We start from the raw sequence: 20,612 nt of genomic DNA, 5'->3' as shown, positions 1-20,612 counted from the left end.
AATTATTCTACGAGATTAATTTACAAATAATCATGGCAAAATACAAAGCAGATTCAGAGAGATATAATAAGATGAACTATAGAAGAACCGGAAATAGTGGCTTGCTGTTACCGGAACTTTCTTTAGGCTTATGGCATAATTTTGGTAAAAATGACGATTTTGACAATGCCAGAAATTTATTAAAATGTGCTTTTGATAACGGAATAACCCATTTTGATTTGGCCAACAACTACGGACCTCCTTATGGTTCTGCAGAAAAAACTTTTGGAAAAATCCTTAAAAAGGATTTCAAAAAATACAGAGATGAATTGATTATTTCATCAAAGGCTGGTTATGATATGTGGGAAGGTCCTTATGGTAATTTTGGTTCTAAGAAATATTTAATTTCTAGTTTAGACCAAAGTCTACAGCGAATGAATTTAGATTATGTTGATATTTTCTATCACCATAGACCAGATAATGATACGCCTTTAGAAGAAACTATGGGTGCTTTAGATTTAATGGTAAGACAAGGAAAAGCCCTATATGTTGGTATTTCTAACTATCAGCCTAAAGAAGCCGAAAAAGCATTTAAAATATTAAAAGACTTAGGAACTCCTTGTTTAATTCATCAACCAAGATATAGTTTGTTTGACCGCTGGATAGAAAATGGATTACTAGATTTATTAGGGAATTCTGGTGTTGGTGCCATTTGTTTTTCTCCATTAGCACAAGGAATGTTAACAGATAAATACATTAACGGATTGCCAAAAGATTCAAGAGCCGTAAAAGATGGACGCTATTTAAAAACGGATAAAGTAATGGAAATGCTTCCAAAAATTAAAGCTTTAAACGAAGTTGCTAAAAGCAGAAATCAGAATTTAGCGCAAATGGCAATTTCTTGGATTTTAAAAGATGATAGAATTACGTCTGTACTTATTGGAGCAAGTAAAACCGAACAAATTTTAGATAGTGTAAAGGCTACTGAAAATACGGCTTTTTCTGAAGAAGAATTGGCTACAATTAATTCCATTTTAGCTTAAAATAAAATGATAAAAGCTCCTTTAAGTTTTATAAACCTAAAAGGACTCTTTTTTTTATTATCACCGAACAGAAGATGATTATTTATTACATAAAAAAAGCTCCTTTAACAAGGAGCTTTTCACTATTTATACTACACTCTTCCTTTTCCTAAACTCTTCCTTTTTCATACAATTTTTCTTATTCAGAAAGTTGATCATCTGCAAGTAAAGCAAAGAATTTGTCTAAATTTGGTAAAATTACAATTCTAGTTCTTCTGTTTTTTGCTCTATTAGCATTCGTAGTATTTTCTACTAAAGGCATTGTAGAACCTCTACCTGCAGCAATCAATCTACTCCCCTCAATATTATATTTACTTTCTAAAAGACGTACAATAGACGTTGCTCTTTTTACACTTAAGTCCCAATTGTCTTGTACAACTGCATTGTTAATGGTTCTAGAGTCTGTGTGTCCTTCAATCATAACATCCATACTTGGTTCAGATTTTATAACTGCAGCTAATTTTTCAATTAAACCATAAGCGCCACTTTTAACTCTATAACTAGCGTTGTTAAATAATAATTTATCAGAAACAGAAATCATCACTACTGTTTGATCTATATCAATATTCAAATCATCAGAATCTGTTAAATCAGATGAGTTAATTTTATTTTTTAAATTATACGCAATAGCAAGATTTAAAGAATCTTTTAATGTTTTTGCCTCAGAAAGTAATGCAGGATCTACTTTTGCTAAAGTTTCTCTCATTCTCTCTCTTGTCTTATTAGATATTACAGCGGTTTTACCAACCATATCTAACTTTACATCGTTCGCATCTTGTAAGCTAGAATTGTCACTTTTTAATGAATTAATTTTTTCATTATAATCCGCTACTCTATTTTCAATTTTAGCAAATTTCCCTTCTAATGCTTCTTTTTCTAAAGTAGTTTTTTGAAGATTTCCTTTTGTATTAATATACTGGTTTTCTAGCGCAACATACTTTTTTTTAGAAACACAAGATGTTGCCAATAATGATATTGCTACAACCGGAATAATAAATTTTCTCATAATAGATTGATTTAAATTTTTATAACCGTTTAAAGGTTATTTTGTTATTAAATGATACTGTTATAAATAAAACAACTCAGTTTTAAAAAACCCTACCATAAAAATCAACTTTTTTATAAAAAACAAAAAAAAGCCCATAAAAACTTAATTTTCATGGACTTATAATATTAAAAAAAATAAAAATTATTTAAGAGAACTCAAACTACTTTTTATGGTTTCTATTTTTGCAATAGTATCTGCTTCTTTCTTACGTTCCAAAGCCAACACTTTTTCTGGTGCATTAGATACAAAACGTTCGTTAGATAGCTTCTTTGTAATACCAAATAAGAAACCTTCTGCTCTTTTAAGCTCTCCTTCTAATTTCTTTATCTCTGCTTCTACATCTATATTTTCTATAGAAATTGGCACAAAGTATTCGTTAGATTTTACTCTAAATGAAGCACCTTCTACTTTTTCTGAAACATAGTTTATAGTTTCGGTATTTGTTAATTTCTGAATTACAGCATCAAATTCTTTAGAACTCTTATCGTTATCAATAACAAATAATTCAATGGCATCTTTAAAAGAAATATTTTTATCTTTTCTGATGGTTCTTATACCTGATACTACATCTGTTGCAAATTCAAAATCAGCAATAATTTGAGTATCAAACTCTTTTAATACTGGATATTTTGCAATAATCAATGCTTCTTCTGGTGTTCTGTCTGCAATATATTGCCAAATATCTTCTGATAAAAATGGCATAAATGGATGCAATACTTTTAAGTTATTTTCTAAAACTTCAATAATAGCATCAAACGTAGTTTTATCTATTGGTTGTTGATAAGCAGGCTTCACAATTTCTAATAACCAAGAAGAAAAATCATCATTAATTAACTTGTAAATTGCCATTAAAGCATCAGACAAACGGTATTTAGAGAAATGATCTTCTATTTCTGCCAACGTTTTTTGAAACTTCGCTTCGTACCATTCTAAACCAATTTTAGAAGTTGCTGGTTGTGGTAAACTTGCATCAACTTCCCAACCTTTTATCAAACGGAAAGCATTCCAAATTTTATTTGCAAATCCTTTTCCTTGCTGACAAAGATCTTCATCAAACATTAAATCATTTCCGGCAGCAGAACTTAATAAAAGTCCAACTCTTACTCCGTCTGCTCCATAATCAGAAATTAATTTTAAAGCATCTGGCGAATTCCCTAAAGATTTAGACATTTTACGTCTTTGTTTATCTCTAACCAAACCAGTTAAATACACATTATTAAAAGGTTTTTCTCCTTTATATTCGTAACCAGCAACAATCATTCTTGCTACCCAGAAAAATAAAATATCTGGTCCGGTAACTAAATCGTTTGTTGGATAATAATATTTAATTTCTTCGTTTTCTGGATTTCTAATTCCGTCAAAAACAGACATTGGCCACAACCAAGAAGAAAACCAAGTATCTAAAGCATCTTCGTCTTGACGTAAGTCGGACGCCGACAGCGAAGTATTTCCTGTTTTCTCTTTTGCTAAAACTAAAGCTTTTTCTCTTGTCTCAGCAACTACAAAATCTTCTTTTCCGTCTCCGTAGAAAAACGCTGGAATTTGTTGTCCCCACCAAAGCTGACGAGAAATATTCCAATCACGTACATTTTCCATCCAATGACGGTACGTGTTTTCAAATTTCTTTGGATATAAGTTAATCTCAGCATCTTCACCCAAAACTGCATCAATAGCAGGTTTCGCTAAATCTTTCATCTTTAAAAACCATTGATCAGACAATCTAGGTTCTATAACTGCTTTTGTTCTTTCTGAGGTACCTACTTTATGAACATGAACTTCAGTTTTTACTAAAATTCCTTTTTCTTCTAATTCTTTAGCAACTTCTTTTCTTACTACAAACCTATCTTTTCCTTGGTAATGTAATCCGAAAGAATTTAAAGAAGCATCTTCATTAAAAATATCGATAACCTCTAAATTGTGCTTATCACCTAAATTCTTATCATTTTCATCGTGTGCAGGCGTCACTTTTAAACAACCTGTACCAAATTCTAAATCTACATATTCGTCTTCTATAATAGGCACTACTCTATTAGATAAAGGTACAATTGCTTTCTTCCCTTTTAAATGCGTAAAACGTTCATCATTTGGGTTGATACAAATTGCAGTATCACCAAAAATAGTTTCTGGTCTTGTAGTAGCAATGGTTAAAGTATCTTCTGATCCTTCAATTTTATATTCTAAATAATACAAGTTTCCTTGTCTTTCTTCGTGAATTACTTCTTCATCAGAAAGTGTCGTTTTAGCTTCTGGATCCCAGTTTACCATTCTGTATCCTCTATAAATTAAACCTTTGTTGTATAAATCAACAAAAACCTTAATTACAGATTCAGACATTTCCGGATCCATTGTAAACGCAGTTCTTTCCCAATCGCAAGAAGCACCTAACTTCTTTAATTGTTCTAAAATGATTCCTCCGTATTCATCTTTCCAATCAAAAGCGTGTTGCAAAAACTCTTCACGCGTTAAATCGCTTTTACTAATTCCTTGTTCTTTTAACTTGGCAACCACTTTTGCTTCTGTAGCAATAGATGCATGATCTGTACCAGGAACCCAACATGCATTTTTACCTAATAAACGCGCACGTCTTATTAATACATCTTGAATTGTATTATTTAACATGTGCCCCATATGTAAAACGCCTGTTACGTTTGGTGGCGGAATTACAATTGTATAAGGTTCTCTTTCGTCTGGCGTTGAATGAAAATAGTTGTTTTTCATCCAGTAGTCGTACCATTTACCTTCTACTTGGCTTGCATCATATTTAGATGGAATTGTCATACTTTGGTATCGTTTTTGATATATAGTTTGCAAAAATACAAAACTCTAATTTGTCGAGAAAATTAGTAGTTGATTTTTTAAAACAAATTATTAGTTATAACTTTACAACATAAAAAATTTAAACATGAAAACTTTAGGAACATTATTAGTAGTATTCTTTATTTCTTTTTCTATAAACGCACAAGAGTTTAAATTTGAAGAAGAAACAATTAACTATGGTAAAATTGATAAAAATTCTAATGGAGAAAGAGTTTTTGTCTTTACAAATATTGGAGATGCCCCTTTAATTATAAAAGATATTCAATCTTCTTGCGGTTGTACCGTTCCTAAAACATCTGGAGAACCAGTTATGCCAGGAGAAAAAGGAGAAATTAAGGTTTCTTATGACACCAATAGAGTTGGTGGTTTTTCTAAAACAATATCTGTTTTTTCAAATGCTAAAGCAGCTAGAAAAATGATAAAGATTAAAGGTTTTGTTAATAAAGAAATCTCTTTAGAGAAAGAAGAAAGTATCTTAAAAGATAATTAAATTAAACTTTTTTTTCTAAACGAAAATTGAATTTCAAATTTAAGAGTATTTCTTAAATTTGGAATTCGATTTTTTTTGTACTATAATTTACCCTTTTACAATTATTAGCTAGCTTATTGTTCATAAAACACGTTAGATATAACCCAAACTATTTTAAAATAGAAACCTTCAAACTTTTTTTAATAAAGTCGTCTAAATAAAATATATTTCGGAAATTCGCATGAATAACTTTTAAAAACATATTTATGCCTGCAATATCTAAGAAAGGATTAAAAATGCCAGAATCGCCAATTAGAAAATTGGTGCCATTTGCGGAAGATGCTAAAAAAAGAGGCGTTAAAGTATTTCATTTAAATATCGGTCAACCAGATATTAAAACACCACAAATTGCCTTAGATGCTGTAAAAAATAATAATATTACAACATTGGCATACGCCCGTTCAGAAGGTTCTGAAGAATACAGAAACAAATTGGTTTCTTATTATAAAAAACACCAAGTTAACGTAACTGCAAACAATATTGTTGTTACTACAGGTGGTTCTGAAGCCTTAATTTTTACCATTGGAAGTATTACCGATCCGGGTGATGAAATTATTATACCTGAGCCTTTTTACGCAAATTATAACGGATTTTCTACCGCTTCTGGAGTAACTGTTGTTCCGGTAATTTCTAAAATAGAAGACAACTTTGCATTACCAAAAATTGAAGAATTCGAGAAATTAATCACCAAGAAAACAAAAGCAATTTTAATTTGTAATCCTGGTAATCCTACTGGATATTTATACTCTAAAGAAGAAATTCAGAAATTAAAAGAAATTGTTTTAAAACACGATTTATTTTTAATTGCTGATGAAGTGTATAGAGAATTTACTTACGATGGTTTGCAACATACATCTGTACTAGCTTTAGATGGTTTAGAGCAAAACGCTATTGTTATAGATTCTGTTTCTAAACGTTATAGTATGTGTGGAGCAAGAATTGGTTGTATTGTTTCTAAAAATGAAGACTTTATAAAAACCGCTATTAAATTTGCACAAGCACGTTTAAGTCCGCCAACATATGCATTAATTGCCAGTGAAGCTGCTTTAGATACACCTCAACAATATTTTGATGATGTAAAAGAAGAATATGTAGACAGAAGAAACACTTTAATTACAGAATTAAACAAAATTGAAGGTATAAAAGTAGCCAATCCAAAAGGTGCTTTTTACTGTGTTGCAGAATTACCTGTAAAAGATTCAGATCATTTTGCAAAATGGTTATTAGAAGACTATAATTTGAATAACGAAACGGTTATGGTAGCCCCTGCAAGTGGTTTCTATTCTACCGAAGGTGAAGGAAAAAATCAAATTAGAATGGCGTACGTTTTAAATAAAGTAGATTTAATTAGATCTGTAGAAATTTTAGGTGAAGCATTGAAAGTATATAAGGATTAGTTGTTTACGGAGTTGGAGTTCATTAAAAACTAAAAGTTAGAAATAGAGTTTTAAAAACAAATCTGAATTAAAAAGCAGTTCAAAATTATTGAGAAACAAAACGGAAACTTGATAAAGTTTATAAAATATATTGAAAATTGATAGAAAGTTAATGGAAAAAGTATTTAAAACTAAAACGGGATTTTGTCATATTTTACCTGATAAAATTATTCTAACTAGAGGTGGAATAATTGGAAATGTTGCAAAAGTTGCTGTTGGAAAAAACATAACTCGAATTTTAATAATTTATGGTGGAGTTTCTGCCTTCTTACTCTATTCAGCATTTGATAGTTTTCAAAAAAATCAAGTTCCTATATCTATATTTTATTCAATAGTTGGTTTGTTTCTTATTTATGGAATATTTACGAGCCTGAATAATTCAGCAACATCAATAATTGAACGAAATGATATTAAGAGTATCAAATTTAAAAAAGCAATATTCGGAATAACTCGCTCTCGGTTTGAAGTTCTTTTTATAGACCAAAATAGAAAAATTAAGAAGCGTATAATAATGTTACCAGGTTCTATGAAGAATGGAAAGAAAGAAACTGAAAATGCGAAAAAAATAATGAAAGAAGAGAAATTATTGAATGAATAAAATTAAGAAACACCAACAACTAGTATAATTAATTGTTAGGTTTTACCTTGCTGCTATCGCTCGTTTTTAACGAGAGCCAGCAAAAATTGGTTAAACAAAGCGATACTGGTCGTGTAAAACGAGCATTAGCAAGTAACAAAAAAACGCTAGAACTTTACAGAAAACAAATGAATATTCTAGAAAACACATCCCTAAAAAATTATAATACATTTGGAATTTCGGTAAATGCCAAACGTTTTATTTCTATAGATTCTGTATATCAATTGCAACAACTTTTAAAAGTTGAAAAAGACCTTTTTTTAATCTCTGGAGGAAGCAATATGTTGCTAACTAAGGATATTGAGAAATTAGTGGTCCATATAGATATTAAAGGAATTTCTATTGATAATGAAGATGAAAACGCTGCTTATATTACTGTAAATGCTGGCGAAAATTGGCACGATTTTGTATTGTGGTGCGTTTCTGAAAATTATGGCGGAATAGAAAACTTATCTTTGATTCCAGGCAATGTGGGCACCTGCCCTATTCAGAATATTGGAGCTTATGGTGTAGAAGTAAAAGACACTATTACAAAAGTAGAAGCACTAGATATTGAAACTGGTAAATTGGTTCAGTTTTCTAATGAGGACTGTAATTTTGGCTACAGGAATTCTATTTTTAAAAATGAAGTAAAAGGAAAATATATTATTACTTCGGTGAGTTTTAATTTGACAAAAACCAACCATCTTTTAAACTATTCTTATGGAGCCATTAATACTGAATTAACATCTAAAAATATTACAAACCCCACTTTAAAAGATATTTCTGAGGCTGTAATTGCGATTCGAAAATCGAAGCTTCCAGATCCTAAAGAAATAGGAAATAGCGGTAGTTTTTTTAAAAACCCTGTAATTGCTAAATCTCAATTTTTAGAGCTACAAAAGAATTTTCCTACAATTCCTAGTTATAAAATATCGGATACCGAAGTTAAAGTTCCGGCAGGTTGGTTAATAGAACAAGCTGGCTTTAAAGGAAAACGTTTTGGTAATTATGGCGTACACGAAAAACAAGCTTTGGTTTTAGTAAATTACGGAAACGCTACTGGAAACGAGATTTATCAGCTTGCTGAAAAAATAAAAGAAACCATCTTTAAAAAGTTTGGTATCGTTTTAGAAATTGAAGTGAATATTATTGCATAAAAAAGAAGTCGTCTAAAAAGTAGCCTTTTTGTCAATCTGAATTATTTATTTCAGATTCTTATAAACATTGAAATTCCGTAGTTTAAGATAATGAAACGAGTTCAGCATGACAAGCTTATCTTTTTTAGACAGACTCTTTTTAAAAATTACTGCTCTAATTGCAGCGTTTTAATATCAGCAATTAATTGTTTTACAGAATTTTTATTTAAACCGTTATAAATACCTCTAATGTGTTTTTGCTTATCGATAAGAATAAAGTTCTCAGTATGTAAAAAATCATCGATTCCTTTTGGTTCTCCTAAGTCTTCTTCAACAAAATAGGATTTTCTGCCTAAATCGTAAATTTCTTTTTTATCACCTGTAACCAAATGCCAATTCTCACCAATATTTTTATCTATTGCATATTTTTTTAATTGCGCTACAGAATCGATAGAAGGAGTTACTGAATGAGATAACATTAAAACACTAGTATCATCTTTAAAAGCATCTTGTACAAGTGTCATGTTTTTTGTCATCATTGGACAAATACCAGGACAAGTAGTAAAGAAAAAATCTGCAACATAAATTTTATTCTCAAATGTTTTCTGAGTGATATTTTCTCCATCTTGATCGGTTAAACTAAAATCTGGAATTTTATGAAACGATTTTAATTCATCACTATTAGCATCTATCCATTTTGGAGTAAAAGAAGCTTCGTTATAATAAGGCAAAGCATCTACTCTACTTAAAACGGTTTCTTTCTTTGTATTTTTACAACTGATTGATATTACTATAATCAATAATAAAAAAAATCTACTTACTCTTTTCTGCAACTTTTTCATCTTTTAATTGGTAACATAAATTTGCTCTTTGTAAGCCAAATGTTCTTCCGTTTTTAGCTTCATAATTAACGTAAATTTTTCCGTTTTGCAACCAAGCTTGTTGCAACCCATTTTCTTTGCCGTCTGTTAAATTTTTCCGTTTTGCTAATTGCCCGTTTATAAACCATGTTTTTTGAATTCCATGCTTTTTTCCGTTGACATAATTAGATTCTAAATAAATATTTCCATTCTTAAAATAATGCAACTTTAAACCATGTAATTTATTTTGAACATAATGTGCTTCCATTTTTACAGTTCCATCATCAAAATATTTAAACATTTCCCCTTGCCTTTTTCCATTAAAAAAACCAGTTTTTTCAGATAAAAATTCATTCTTATTATAAGTAACAGCATAGCCATTAAAAGGTTGGTCTTTATAAAACCATTGTCCTTTTAGAGGATTCAATATTACTTGTTCTTTGGGAATAAGAACGTTTACAATTTCTATAGTATCCGTAATAGATATGTTTTTGGTAGTCTGTTTATTACAACTACCAAAAACACATATAAATACTAAAAAAATATATTTATCTAATTGCATTAGGTGTTCCTTTATATGGGCCAGGAAAAACAAGATATCTTCCTGTTGTTGTATATAATTCGTTAATAATATGATAATGATATTCTGCTATTGTTGTATGTTGTGTTGTACTTGTATGACCGCCAGAAGTATCTAAATCTGTAGGATAGGTTCCTGTAGAATTACATTTTCTTCCATAGATAAAAAAACCATCAGAAATAATACCATTTAATTTATCATCGTCATCAGAGAAAGCTAAAGGCTCTAAATGATAGTGATAATCTGTTGGGCCAATATGTGCACCCGAATAATCTAAACTTCCTGCTGCAGCATCTAAAGCACCATTTCCTTCTTGATCATTATAAAGATAAGCACCACTTACAGCAATACCAATTGCACCTAATTGTGTTGCTGTTGTTGCACTTGCTAAACTAGCATTTTGAGAGACCGTTAAAGTACTTGAATTATCTCTGTTAGAAGTATCAATTCTAGTTGGTGTCATTTGAGCTTCACTTGTAACTGTTGGAGCAATATATAATGGGTGACTTTCGCTCCAATAAGGGGTTTTGTGATTTGGTAAACCTGTAGTTTCTATTACTACATTTGATCCTGAAAGATAAATTGTTGTTTCGTCTACATCAAACTCTGCAAAAGCATTATGTAATGTACCTGTTGTTTCTTCTTGTTCCACTACTTCTTCTACTTCTTCCGTAAGGTTATCATCTGCATCTGAGCTACAAGAAACTATTCCTGTAAAAAGTATTGCTAAAAGTATTGTGGTTTTGATAAATTGGTTTTTCATTTTTTAATGGTTTTTTAGTGTTTTATATTTAGATGCTTAATTAAAACAAAACTTGCGTTTTATTTTTTTTAATTGTGTTTAAGTAATCTTTGTTCTCGTCTTTGCCCAACATTTCCCAATTCCTCTTTCGTTAAAAAGCCGTCTTTATTGGTATCAACTTTAGAAAACTGTAGTTTTAACGGACCTTTTACTTCGGTTTTAGATAATTTACCGTCTTTGTCTGTATCCATCATTTCTAACAACTCATTAAAGTTTTTACGCGCTCCACCATTTCTGTCTTCATTTCCATTTCTAGATGGTCCTCGGCGCTCTTCTTGTTTTACTTCTCCCATTAAACAACGGCTTACATACGGAAACTCATTTGTTACTAAATACATGTACTTACCGTCAATTGTAATACCGTTACATTCATCTAAATCTCCTGAACCCACGATATACTCAAAATCAGAACCAAAAGTTCCATCATGATCATCGTTCACATCCATTTTTATGGTTTGCTTAGGATTTGTATAAACACAATCTTCTCCTTCTCGGGTGCCCTCTAATAATTTATAACTTGGTTTATAAACGCTACTTTTAGAATAATAAATAGGAAATCCATCATGTGCAAAACCAACGTGTACCAAATCTTTTCCTGCATCAAACTCTTCAATTACAGAGGTTGGAGTACCATGATAATGATATTCTCCTGTAGGTTGCACATGTGCATGGTTAAAATCGAGACCTAAATCTATCTTGTCTTGAAAAGCTTCTACTCTATAATTCTCACCTGTTTCACAAACCACCACTTCTGCGGTTCCGGGTTCAAATTTTACACCATTTAAAGCAATACCTGGCTCTCTAACCCAAGTCGGTTTTCCTGTATATTTTGGATTTAAAGTAAATGTGTATGCTTTGTCTTGAGCAGAAATTGTATTCGGATTTCCTTTTCTTGGAAAAGCTCCCGTTCTATGATTTGGCAATGCATTTGTTACCATTTTACGCTCACCTCCTTTTATGGTTACTACTGTTTCTGTTCCATAAATGGGACTCCTTAAAACATAGGAATCAAAATAATCTGCTTTTACATGTGTATGCCTTTCTGTTTCACCTTTATGAATGAGTGCACTATTTGTCACTTTACTTTTACATCCTAATAAAAGAACGCTTGCTATTATTGGAAAAAAATATTTTTTTATCATCTTTAATGGTTTTATAAAAGTTTAGATGTGTTATTTGATAAAAACTTGCGTTTTTTAACTTTAACCGTAGGTCGTTAGCAAAGGTTTAATTCCCCGAAGCTTGTCTAGAAATGAAAAGTATTTGTTTTGGCTGCATACTAGGTATCCTTATCTAGGTTGTTGATTTAACATAAAAAAGCCTCGCAATTGCTCACGAAGCTTTTCATTATTAACCAAATTCAAATACTTTTTTATTTAATCTAAATAACTTTCTACTGCTGCTTTTCTAGAGCTAACATGACTTTTTAATTGACTAATAGCAGACTGAAAACTTGAACTGTTACTTAAAAAAGTATAGCCAGATACTTCTGCATTTGCATATTCCTCCACTAAAGCCGCATAGCTTGTATACAATGCTTGCATTGTACTTTCTTCAAATGAATTCTCTACAACTTCTTTTACATACGCATCATATTTTGCTTTGTAAACATCATCTTGATATAAATACCCTATAATTGGCCATTGTGCAGCATTTAATTCAGAGAAATTTAAAGACAAAGCACCTTGTCCATTTCCAGTTTCTAAAGCTTCATTATGATCCCAAGGAATCCAAGTTAATTTACTAGTATCAGGATCATTATATAAGAAGTAATTATGTGTCATTCTACCATAAGTATCCCAATTTTGAATAACGGTATTTACTGCTAAATATTTTAAGAATACATCTGTATCAAAAACGGCATCTAAACTTGCTCTCCAAGCTGCAGGGTCTGTAGTTCTAGTTCCATCATGTAAAACAGTTAACAAGCTTTGTACATCAGAGAAATCGGCTTCATCCTCGTTATTTTTCTTTACATATTCATCTTCATCAAAAGTACCGCTTGCAAAAGTAGCTGCATCACCATCTGGTTTGTATAAATTTCCGTTATCATCAGAAAATTGAGTGTCTAACACAGAACCATCTACTTCTTCTACCAAAGTGTACAATCCAAAATATTGAGGTCCATCTCCATGATCTACATAAACCGTATAAAAAGCGGTGTGAGATGCTGCTAAACCAGCATTTCTAAACACATCTGCTGCTACTTTTTCTCGTAACATAGAAGCATCATTATAATTGTTTTTAAGACTTAGCTTTTTAATTCCGTAAAAACGTTGATTTTTTATCTGCGGATAATCATCTTCAAATTCATCAAAATCTAATTTGAATGATAATTTTAAAATACCTGCTTCCCAGCTAGATTTTAAACTAGAATTCCCCTTAAAACGCAAACCTACACGATACCATTCTTTGCCTTCGTAAAAAACTTCTCCGGGTACAAAAATTGGGTCTTCATCTATACCTGCAGTAGCACCACCTGGACCACCTGCTCCAGGTCCTCCAGCACCTGTAGAAGTCCCTCCAAATGTTCCATAAAGATTTGTCATGTCATCTAACATTGTTTGCCATCTTTCTTCCGTAATTACAAGATCTAATCTTTTTACCGTATTATCTTCAAACACTTCCTCTAGATTAGGATCTACATCTTTACTATGTGTTTCGCTAGTCCAATCTGTAGCTTCAAAATCTGTATCATCTATTACTATGGCAACTTCAGTATCATCTTCTTCTACAACATCTGTAACATCCGCAACATCATCACTCGTACACGAAAAAATAATGAGTATAATAAATAATGAGAACAGTTGAGTTTTATAATTTTTCATAATTGATTGATTTTTATTTTTAATTTCTTGGTCTTTGTTTTCTTTCTGGTTTCGGTGCATTTTTTATTTCTTTTTCTGATAAAAAACCATCTTCATCTGTATCAATTTTTTTAAAATCTTTTGCTAAAGGCCCTTTAACTTCTTTTAAAGAAATTTTACCATCTTCATTTGCATCCAAATCTTTAAGAAGTTGCTTAAAAGTTGGAGGTCCTTTTGGACGCTCATCAGAATTACCTGCCTGTGCAAAAGTGGATGCAGACAATCCTAAAGAAACGATTATAACTGCTAAAATTTTATTTGTTGATTTTTTCATCCTAAATCTATTTATTAAGTTTATAAAAGTTTAGATGTCACTCTTTTTAAAAACTTGCGCACGTTAACTTTATTTTAACATTTAACATAAATAGCTAATTATAAAAACCTCTAAAAATCAATTAAATACAAATAAACACGTTGATTTATTTTATCAAAAAACACTATAAAAATTATATGTATGTGAAATAAATGCATATTGTATTTATAATTCCATAAAAAAAATATTTTTTTATGTGAATAACTTAATTTTTACACCAATTAAATGAGGGTAAAATACCTATATATTAAGGTAATATTAAAGAAGTTTTTACCATCCTTTTTTTTAAAATTTATACTCTAATTACTATTTTAATATATACTATGAATTGTTCAAACATTTCCATGATGAAAACCAAATTTTTATTAAGTATTTTTTTATTATCCGTCTTCGTTTCCTTTACGGGATTCGCTCAAAAGAAAAAACAACCAAATGTCTTATTTATCGCTGTTGATGATTTAAAGGCAGAACTTGGAACTTATGGTTCTAATGTTGTTTTATCACCTAACATAGACAAGTTGGCTAGTGAAGGTATTCAATTTAATAAAGCCTATGTACAACAAGCTATTTGTGGTCCTTCTAGAGCAAGTATTCTAACAGGTGCTCGTCCAGAAACGATTAACGTTATCGATTTATTTCAAGATTTTAGAGCCAACAGACCTGGTATTGTAACTTTACCTCAACATTTTAAAGAAAATGGATATGAAACGGTATATCTTGGAAAAGTATTTCATGGTCAATATACAGACGATGAAATGTCTTGGAGTAGAAAACCTATAAAAGTAAAGGTAAATGCAAATGTGCCAAAAACTTCTGGTGGTTATGCACTTCCTGAAAGTCAATTAATGTATTTAAAAAATAAAATAGCTTTAGACGCTAAGTATGGAGAAAAAATGATTCGTGAGAATTGGTTAGCAAAAGGTCCTGTTACAGAAAATGCAGATGTACCAGATGAAACTTATGAAGATGGATATAATACGCTTTCAGCAATTGCAACCTTAAAAGATCTGGTTAAAAAAGATGACAAACCATGGTTTTTAGCTTTAGGATTTAAAAAACCTCATTTAGATTTTATTGCTCCAAAAAAATATTGGGATATGTATAATGAAGCGGATATACCAATCGCTACACAAGTAACTCCTCCAAAAGATGGTGCTGCGATGGGCTTATCTGAATCTTTAGAAGTCCGTGTTTCTGCAGATATGCCTAAAACTGGAGATTTTAGCATCCCTTTACAAAAAAAATTACGTCATGGTTATTATGCTTGTATTAGTTATGTAGATGCTCAGGTTGGTAAAATGATTCAAGCCTTAAAAGATTCTGGAGAATATGAAAACACCATTATTGTTTTTTGGTCTGATCATGGGTTTAATCTTGGAGAAATGGGATATTGGGGAAAAGCAACTAATTACGAAATAGCTACCAGAGTACCTTTTATTATTTCTGCACCTGGAGTAACTGATAAAACAAAAGGCCAAAAAGCAAATGCATTGGTTGAGTTAATTGATTTATACCCTACGCTATGTGATTTAGCTGGTTTATCAATACCTAGTAATTTAGAAGGTAAAAGTTTAGTGCCAATCTTAAAAAGACCAAGTAGCAAATCTCAAAAACCTGCTTTTAGTTTATTTCCAACACCTGCTTTAAGAGAATGGGCAGCAAGACCATTTACACCTCCTTTTAGAACTAGTTTTTTTAAGCCTTTAATTGTAAAAATAGAGAATAAAATTAAAGCTCAAATGGGAGATAAATGGAATAGAAAAACTTTTGAGCAGTTTGTAATGGGCTACGCTATGAGAACTGATGATTACAGAATTGTAGTTTGGAAAGACAGAAGAAAACCTAAGGATACACCTTTATTTATAGAACTATATGATCATAAAAATGACCCGAATGAATCTGTAAATATTGCCGCTCAGAATCCTGAAATTATAAAAGAACTTCTTAAGGAATTTAATAAAACCTATTAGAAACTAATTCAATAACAAAAAGAAAATCCAAAGTTTAATTGCTTTGGATTTTCTTTTTTTATAACTTTCTAAAATATTATCTTCTAGGTGGCATTCCTTCATTTCCATGAGGCAACATTCTTCCATCATTTCTAGGAGGTGGCATTCTTCTATTATTTGGGGGTCTTTGGTCTCCTCCTCTTATTGCTTCTTTAATTATTTCATCAAACTTTATTGCTTGTTCCGTTGTACAAATGACTCTTACTTTATTAAAAAAAGAAAAAACTTCAGCGTCCTTTTTAGCTTCTAAAAGCCCTATTTTAACCGTTAAGGAATCTATATTAAAGTCTTTTTTATTAAAAGAACTAAACAAAACATCTTTTTGATATTTAATAGTATCTTCTAGACTCATCATAAAATCTCTATGATCTGCATCTAAAGCTTTAAAGTCTTCTTTTTGAGTTTTAGAAAATTGTAATTGATCTGTCAAAAAATTTTCTTGCGGATTATTTCTTGGATTTTCATGTGGTCTTTTTAACAACATAAAAATTAACACTCCATTTAAAAGTATTAATAAAAATAATAAAATAGGAAGTAATTTTGATTTCATCTTTTTTAATTTAAAATTGAGCTGCTATCTGATTGCAATGAATACTCTTTTGCAAAAGCCTCGATACCAGAACTTGAACTGGCACTTTTATCTGAATTATTAAAAGCATAAAAAATAGTACCTAAATTTAATAACAAAACAACACTTAAAGTAGCCAATTGCAGTTGGGGTGTAAACCAAGAAAAAACAGATTGTTTTTCTACTTTTTCTGCATCTAACTTTTGCAATATTTTATGCTTAAAAAAGTGATTTACATCTACCTTTTCAATAGCATCTAATGACTTAAAAGTATCTTCTACTTGCTGGTTTATATATTTTTTATTTTCCATTTTACTTATTCTTTACACAATTACTATTTATTTAGATGCAATAATTTACAAAAACTTGCGCTTCCTTATATTTTTTTTGAAATACATTTAATGCCATTTACTAATTATTGCAAAACTTTCTTTTATTTCTATTATTTAAAAGAATTAAGAGTTTTCATTCTTATAAAAATTCTCTAATTTATCTTGTAATCCTTTTTTTGCTCTAAACATTAAAGACTCTACAGACGATAAGCTTTTACCTGTTATCTCTACAATTTCTTGATAACTTTTATCATCAATTTTTGCTAAGGTAAAAACGACTCTTTGAGCTTCTGGCAAGGTATTTATCGCCTTAAAAATAATTGCTGATTTTTCTTGATTCTCTAATAAAATTCCAGGATGATTTACTTCTGTAAAGTAACTCGTCTTATCTAATGGTATTTCATTTCCTAAAATAGTTTGCATAAAAGCAAATCTCTTTTTTGTATTCTTTTTTCGGATAAACTCTAAACACTTATTGGTTGTAATTTTATAAATCCAAGTAGATAACTTAGAATCTCCTTTAAATTTACCAATTGATTTAAAAACTTCTAAAAAAACTTCTTGTGCTACATCTTCTGCATCTTCTTTATTTGGGATAAAAGAAATACAGGTACCAAAAACTTTATGCTGATAATCATCTATTAATTGACTAAAAGCAGTTTGTTTTCCGGCTTGTAATTGAGTTATAAAAGTTTCTTCGTTCAAAAGATAGTTTAACAAAAAGTAAACATACAAAAAAAGACTGCTTCTTAAAACAGTCTTTTCTAATTATTATGTATTTATAATTTATTTTGTCATGGTAACAACACGTTGTGGTAAAGGAGCCTCGTAACCTGCATTACCAAGTGCTTCTACAATTTCTTGTCTTGTATCCCAATAAACCTCCCAATAGTTTTCACAATTCGCATATGGCAAAGCCAATAATTCAACACTATTTTGCCCTAAATTATTAACGGCAACTCTTGGTGCACTAGCTCCTTCTTGTAAAACATGTGTATCTTTCTTAAGAACATCTAATACAATTTGTTTTGCTTTCGCAATATCTGAACCATATCTAATTGCAAACGGCATATCGATACGTAAATTTCCTATTTTAGTTAAATTAGTAATTTTATTAGAAGTAATTGCAGAGTTTGGTATAATCTCCGTTTCATTTTGAAACGTTTCTATAACAGTAACAAAAACAGAGATTTCTTTTACAAAACCAAAAGCGCCATTTGTTTTAATTAAATCTCCTACTTTAAAAGGCTTAAAGATAAGTAGCATTATTCCTGATGCAATATGCCCCAAAGAGCCATTAAATGCTGCACCAATTGCCAAACCAACACCTGCTAATAAAGCTGCAAAAGAAGCCATTGGTAAACCAACAATACCTGCAATAGAAATAATTAATAAAAGTTTTAAAATAAAACCGATAGTGGTTAATAAAAAAGGCTGCAAAGTTTCATCTAATTTTGTTTTTTCAAACGCTTTAGAGATTCCTTTCATTATCATTCTAATAATCCAAAGACCAATAACTAAAGCTGCAATAGCTCCTATTAATTGAAGTCCCCAGTCTCCTAAACCAGATGAAATTGAGTTGTAAAAATTTTTTAAAGATTCAGTTGTTGTTTCCATAGTATAAATATTATTTAATTAATCATTTATTTTCAAAATTATGACACATAATTTTTTAAAAAGTCACACTTTAAATATTGTCTATAGTTTTTTTAAGACAGCTTAAGAATATGTATCTTTGTTCCACAATTTTTTATTATGAAATTATTATTTATTACTATAGGTTTATTAGCACTAGGTGTTGCTGGTATTGCAATTAAAATTTGGGCAAAAAAAGATGGTAAATTTGCAGGTACTTGTGCAAGTCAAAACCCTGTATTAAATAAAACGGGAGAACCTTGTGGTTTTTGTGGTAAAGCACCAGATCAGTTTGAGACTTGTTCGGAACCAGAACATAATTAATCCTCTTTTTAGTCAATGATATTAACTGTACTCTTCTACTTTTTTGTAGCATTTACAGCAATTCAAATTATTTACTACCTTGTTTTTTCTTCTTTCTTATTTAAACCTAAAAAAGAAAAAATAACGGATAGTAATGTTCCTTTTTCTGTAATTGTCTGTGCCAAAAACGAAGCTAAAAATTTACAAGATTTTTTGCCTTCTATTATAAATCAAGATTATCCTAATTTTGAAATTGTTTTAATAAATGACGCTTCTTCTGACGACACGTTAGAAATAATGCAATCTTTTGAAAAACAACATTCAAATATTAAAGTAATTAATGTTGAAAATATTGAGGCTTTTTGGGGAAATAAAAAATATCCTTTAACTTTAGGAATAAAAGGTGCAAAAAACGAACATCTATTGTTTACAGATGCCGATTGTAAACCTGTGTCTAAACATTGGATTTCTGAAATGGCTAAAAATTTCAATAAAGAAAAAACCATTGTTTTAGGTTATGGTAAATATAAAAGAGAAAAATCCTTAATAAATTTATTTGTTAGGTATGAAACTTTGTTAACAGCCATTCAGTATTTTAGTTACGCCAAATTAGGCTCTCCATATATGGGCGTTGGCCGAAATTTAGCGTATCACAGATCGGAGTTTTTTAGCGTAAAAGGATTTATAAATCATATACACATAAGATCTGGTGATGATGATTTATTTATACAAGACGCTGCAAATAAAGAAAATACAACTATTTCAATATCTGAAAAAAGTTTTACGGAATCTATTGCTCCAAAGAATTTTACAGAATGGTTTCGACAAAAAAGAAGACATATTTCTACAGCAAAACATTATAAAAACCAACATAAATTCTTTTTAGGGCTATTTTTCGTTTCTAAAGTATTGTTTTATCTTTTAGCAATTACCTTGTTTTTCTTTTATCCATGGCAACTTATTTTAGCAATATTTTTAACGTATTATTTAGTTCAATTTATTGTGATAGGCATGTCTTCTAAAAAATTAAAAGAACCAACAATTACTTATTTATTACCTTTTTTAGAAATTGGCCTACTAATATTTCAATTTTCAATATTTATCACTAATTTGTCGTCAAAACCAAATCATTGGAAATAAACGATAATAAACTTCAAATAAACATCTCTAAAGCTAAAAACGGAAATCAATCTGCATTTAGATACTTATTAGATACCTTTTGGTCTGATGTTTATAATTATCAATTAAAAAGAACTAAAAGCGAAAACGAAGCAGAAGATATTACCATTCAAACTTTTTCTAAAGCTTTTGATAAAATTAATACTTTTAATGAACAATACGTTTTTAAGACTTGGTTAATTGCCATTTCTAAAAATGTTCATATTGATTTACTTCGAAAAAAAAGTATTTCGATAGCAGCAGACACCTCTAAAGAGCAAGAAGAGAAAGCGTATTTAGTGGTTGATGAAAGCCCTACACCTGAAGACAAAATTATTACCGAACAGAATTTAGCAAAATTGTTAAGAGATATTAAACAATTAAAACCTAAATACCAAGAAGTAATACAATTGCGTTATTTTCAAGAATTATCTTATAAAGAAATTTCTGAGCAAATTAACGAACCAATGAACAACGTAAAAGTAAAATTGTTACGTGCAAGAAAATTATTAGCAGAGATTATCAGAAAATCTTAAGCT

At 30.2% G+C, this 20,612-nt stretch carries 21 protein-coding genes; 9 read left to right on the top strand and 12 right to left on the bottom strand.

Going from position 1 to position 20,612, the window contains the following annotated elements:
• Positions 1–32 precede the first annotated feature (32 nt).
• On the top strand, positions 33–1,022 hold the full coding sequence (gene mgrA / locus MPF19_RS14725; RefSeq protein ID WP_249988836.1) for an L-glyceraldehyde 3-phosphate reductase: 990 nt from the start codon (positions 33–35) through the stop codon (positions 1,020–1,022).
• Between the two features lie 178 nt (positions 1,023–1,200).
• On the opposite strand, the gene MPF19_RS14720 is transcribed toward mgrA, so the two are convergent.
• On the bottom strand, positions 1,201–2,067 hold the full coding sequence (locus tag MPF19_RS14720; protein WP_249988835.1) for an OmpA/MotB family protein: 867 nt from the start codon (positions 2,065–2,067) through the stop codon (positions 1,201–1,203).
• A 183-nt stretch (positions 2,068–2,250) separates the two neighbouring features.
• Entirely contained in the window at positions 2,251–4,887 is a 2,637-nt protein-coding gene (locus tag MPF19_RS14715) for a valine--tRNA ligase (protein ID WP_249988833.1), read from the bottom strand.
• A gap of 124 nt (positions 4,888–5,011) precedes the next feature.
• Between MPF19_RS14715 and MPF19_RS14710 the strand changes: the two genes are divergently transcribed.
• The 4 genes from MPF19_RS14710 (at position 5,012) to murB (ending at position 8,667) form a co-directional block, all read left to right on the top strand.
• Positions 5,012–5,416 carry a DUF1573 domain-containing protein gene (locus tag MPF19_RS14710; RefSeq protein ID WP_249988832.1) on the top strand — a complete coding sequence of 135 codons (405 nt, stop codon included), beginning with the start codon at positions 5,012–5,014 and terminating at the stop codon, positions 5,414–5,416.
• A 245-nt stretch (positions 5,417–5,661) separates the two neighbouring features.
• The gene (locus tag MPF19_RS14705) at positions 5,662–6,852 is read left to right on the top strand and encodes a pyridoxal phosphate-dependent aminotransferase (RefSeq protein WP_249988831.1); all 1,191 of its coding nucleotides are present in this window, start codon (positions 5,662–5,664) and stop codon (positions 6,850–6,852) included.
• 151 nt (positions 6,853–7,003) lie between these two features.
• A complete protein-coding gene (locus MPF19_RS14700; RefSeq protein WP_203394449.1) occupies positions 7,004–7,489 on the top strand; it encodes a phosphoribosylaminoimidazolesuccinocarboxamide synthase in 486 nt (161 codons plus the stop codon).
• A 167-nt stretch (positions 7,490–7,656) separates the two neighbouring features.
• Positions 7,657–8,667 carry a UDP-N-acetylmuramate dehydrogenase gene (gene murB, locus MPF19_RS14695; RefSeq protein ID WP_249988906.1) on the top strand — a complete coding sequence of 337 codons (1,011 nt, stop codon included), beginning with the start codon at positions 7,657–7,659 and terminating at the stop codon, positions 8,665–8,667.
• A 146-nt stretch (positions 8,668–8,813) separates the two neighbouring features.
• Here murB and MPF19_RS14690 read toward each other — a convergent pair whose 3' ends face one another.
• From MPF19_RS14690 to MPF19_RS14665, 6 genes are all read right to left on the bottom strand, one after another.
• Complete coding sequence (locus MPF19_RS14690; RefSeq protein ID WP_249988830.1) at positions 8,814–9,488, bottom strand: SCO family protein; 675 nt, start codon at positions 9,486–9,488, stop codon at positions 8,814–8,816.
• A complete protein-coding gene (locus tag MPF19_RS14685; RefSeq protein WP_249988829.1) occupies positions 9,460–10,068 on the bottom strand; it encodes a toxin-antitoxin system YwqK family antitoxin in 609 nt (202 codons plus the stop codon). The genes MPF19_RS14690 and MPF19_RS14685 overlap by 29 nt, the downstream gene beginning before the upstream one ends.
• The gene (locus MPF19_RS14680) at positions 10,055–10,849 is read right to left on the bottom strand and encodes a YHYH protein (protein ID WP_203394453.1); all 795 of its coding nucleotides are present in this window, start codon (positions 10,847–10,849) and stop codon (positions 10,055–10,057) included. The genes MPF19_RS14685 and MPF19_RS14680 overlap by 14 nt, the downstream gene beginning before the upstream one ends.
• Before the next feature lie 68 nt (positions 10,850–10,917).
• Positions 10,918–12,030 carry a YHYH protein gene (locus MPF19_RS14675; protein ID WP_249988828.1) on the bottom strand — a complete coding sequence of 371 codons (1,113 nt, stop codon included), beginning with the start codon at positions 12,028–12,030 and terminating at the stop codon, positions 10,918–10,920.
• 234 nt (positions 12,031–12,264) lie between these two features.
• On the bottom strand, positions 12,265–13,716 hold the full coding sequence (locus MPF19_RS14670) for a CotH kinase family protein (protein ID WP_249988827.1): 1,452 nt from the start codon (positions 13,714–13,716) through the stop codon (positions 12,265–12,267).
• A gap of 19 nt (positions 13,717–13,735) precedes the next feature.
• Positions 13,736–14,029: an EF-hand domain-containing protein gene (locus MPF19_RS14665; RefSeq protein WP_203394456.1), complete on the bottom strand. Its 294-nt coding sequence runs from the start codon at positions 14,027–14,029 to the stop codon at positions 13,736–13,738.
• A 386-nt stretch (positions 14,030–14,415) separates the two neighbouring features.
• Between MPF19_RS14665 and MPF19_RS14660 the strand changes: the two genes are divergently transcribed.
• A complete protein-coding gene (locus MPF19_RS14660; protein ID WP_249988826.1) occupies positions 14,416–16,038 on the top strand; it encodes a sulfatase in 1,623 nt (540 codons plus the stop codon).
• Between the two features lie 76 nt (positions 16,039–16,114).
• On the opposite strand, the gene MPF19_RS14655 is transcribed toward MPF19_RS14660, so the two are convergent.
• The 4 genes from MPF19_RS14655 to MPF19_RS14640 form a co-directional block, all read right to left on the bottom strand.
• Positions 16,115–16,627, bottom strand: a complete 513-nt coding sequence (locus MPF19_RS14655; protein ID WP_249988825.1) for a hypothetical protein — start codon at positions 16,625–16,627, stop codon at positions 16,115–16,117.
• Between the two features lie 5 nt (positions 16,628–16,632).
• Positions 16,633–16,956, bottom strand: coding sequence for a hypothetical protein (locus MPF19_RS14650; RefSeq protein WP_249988824.1), 324 nt, complete (start codon positions 16,954–16,956; stop codon positions 16,633–16,635).
• Between the two features lie 144 nt (positions 16,957–17,100).
• Positions 17,101–17,682, bottom strand: a complete 582-nt coding sequence (locus MPF19_RS14645) for an RNA polymerase sigma factor (protein WP_203394459.1) — start codon at positions 17,680–17,682, stop codon at positions 17,101–17,103.
• Between the two features lie 81 nt (positions 17,683–17,763).
• The gene (locus MPF19_RS14640; RefSeq protein WP_249988823.1) at positions 17,764–18,594 is read right to left on the bottom strand and encodes a mechanosensitive ion channel family protein; all 831 of its coding nucleotides are present in this window, start codon (positions 18,592–18,594) and stop codon (positions 17,764–17,766) included.
• Between the two features lie 138 nt (positions 18,595–18,732).
• On the opposite strand from MPF19_RS14640, the gene MPF19_RS14635 reads away from it, so the two are divergent.
• The 3 genes from MPF19_RS14635 to MPF19_RS14625 are packed head-to-tail and all read left to right on the top strand — an operon-like array spanning position 18,733 to position 20,609.
• Positions 18,733–18,936, top strand: a complete 204-nt coding sequence (locus tag MPF19_RS14635; RefSeq protein ID WP_249988822.1) for a membrane or secreted protein — start codon at positions 18,733–18,735, stop codon at positions 18,934–18,936.
• Positions 18,937–18,951: 15 nt separating this feature from the next.
• Positions 18,952–20,055 (top strand): glycosyltransferase, encoded by a 1,104-nt coding sequence (locus MPF19_RS14630; RefSeq protein ID WP_203394462.1) that lies wholly within the window; start codon positions 18,952–18,954, stop codon positions 20,053–20,055.
• Positions 20,046–20,609, top strand: coding sequence for an RNA polymerase sigma factor (locus tag MPF19_RS14625; RefSeq protein WP_203394463.1), 564 nt, complete (start codon positions 20,046–20,048; stop codon positions 20,607–20,609). Before MPF19_RS14630 ends, MPF19_RS14625 begins: the two co-directional genes overlap by 10 nt.
• Positions 20,610–20,612 lie beyond the last annotated feature (3 nt).

The organism is Polaribacter sp. Z014, from assembly GCF_023555435.1.
Classification (GTDB): Bacteria; Bacteroidota; Bacteroidia; order Flavobacteriales; family Flavobacteriaceae; genus Polaribacter.
The sequence above is the reverse complement of the archived record's forward strand: the minus strand, read 5'-3'. Positions and strand labels throughout refer to the sequence as shown.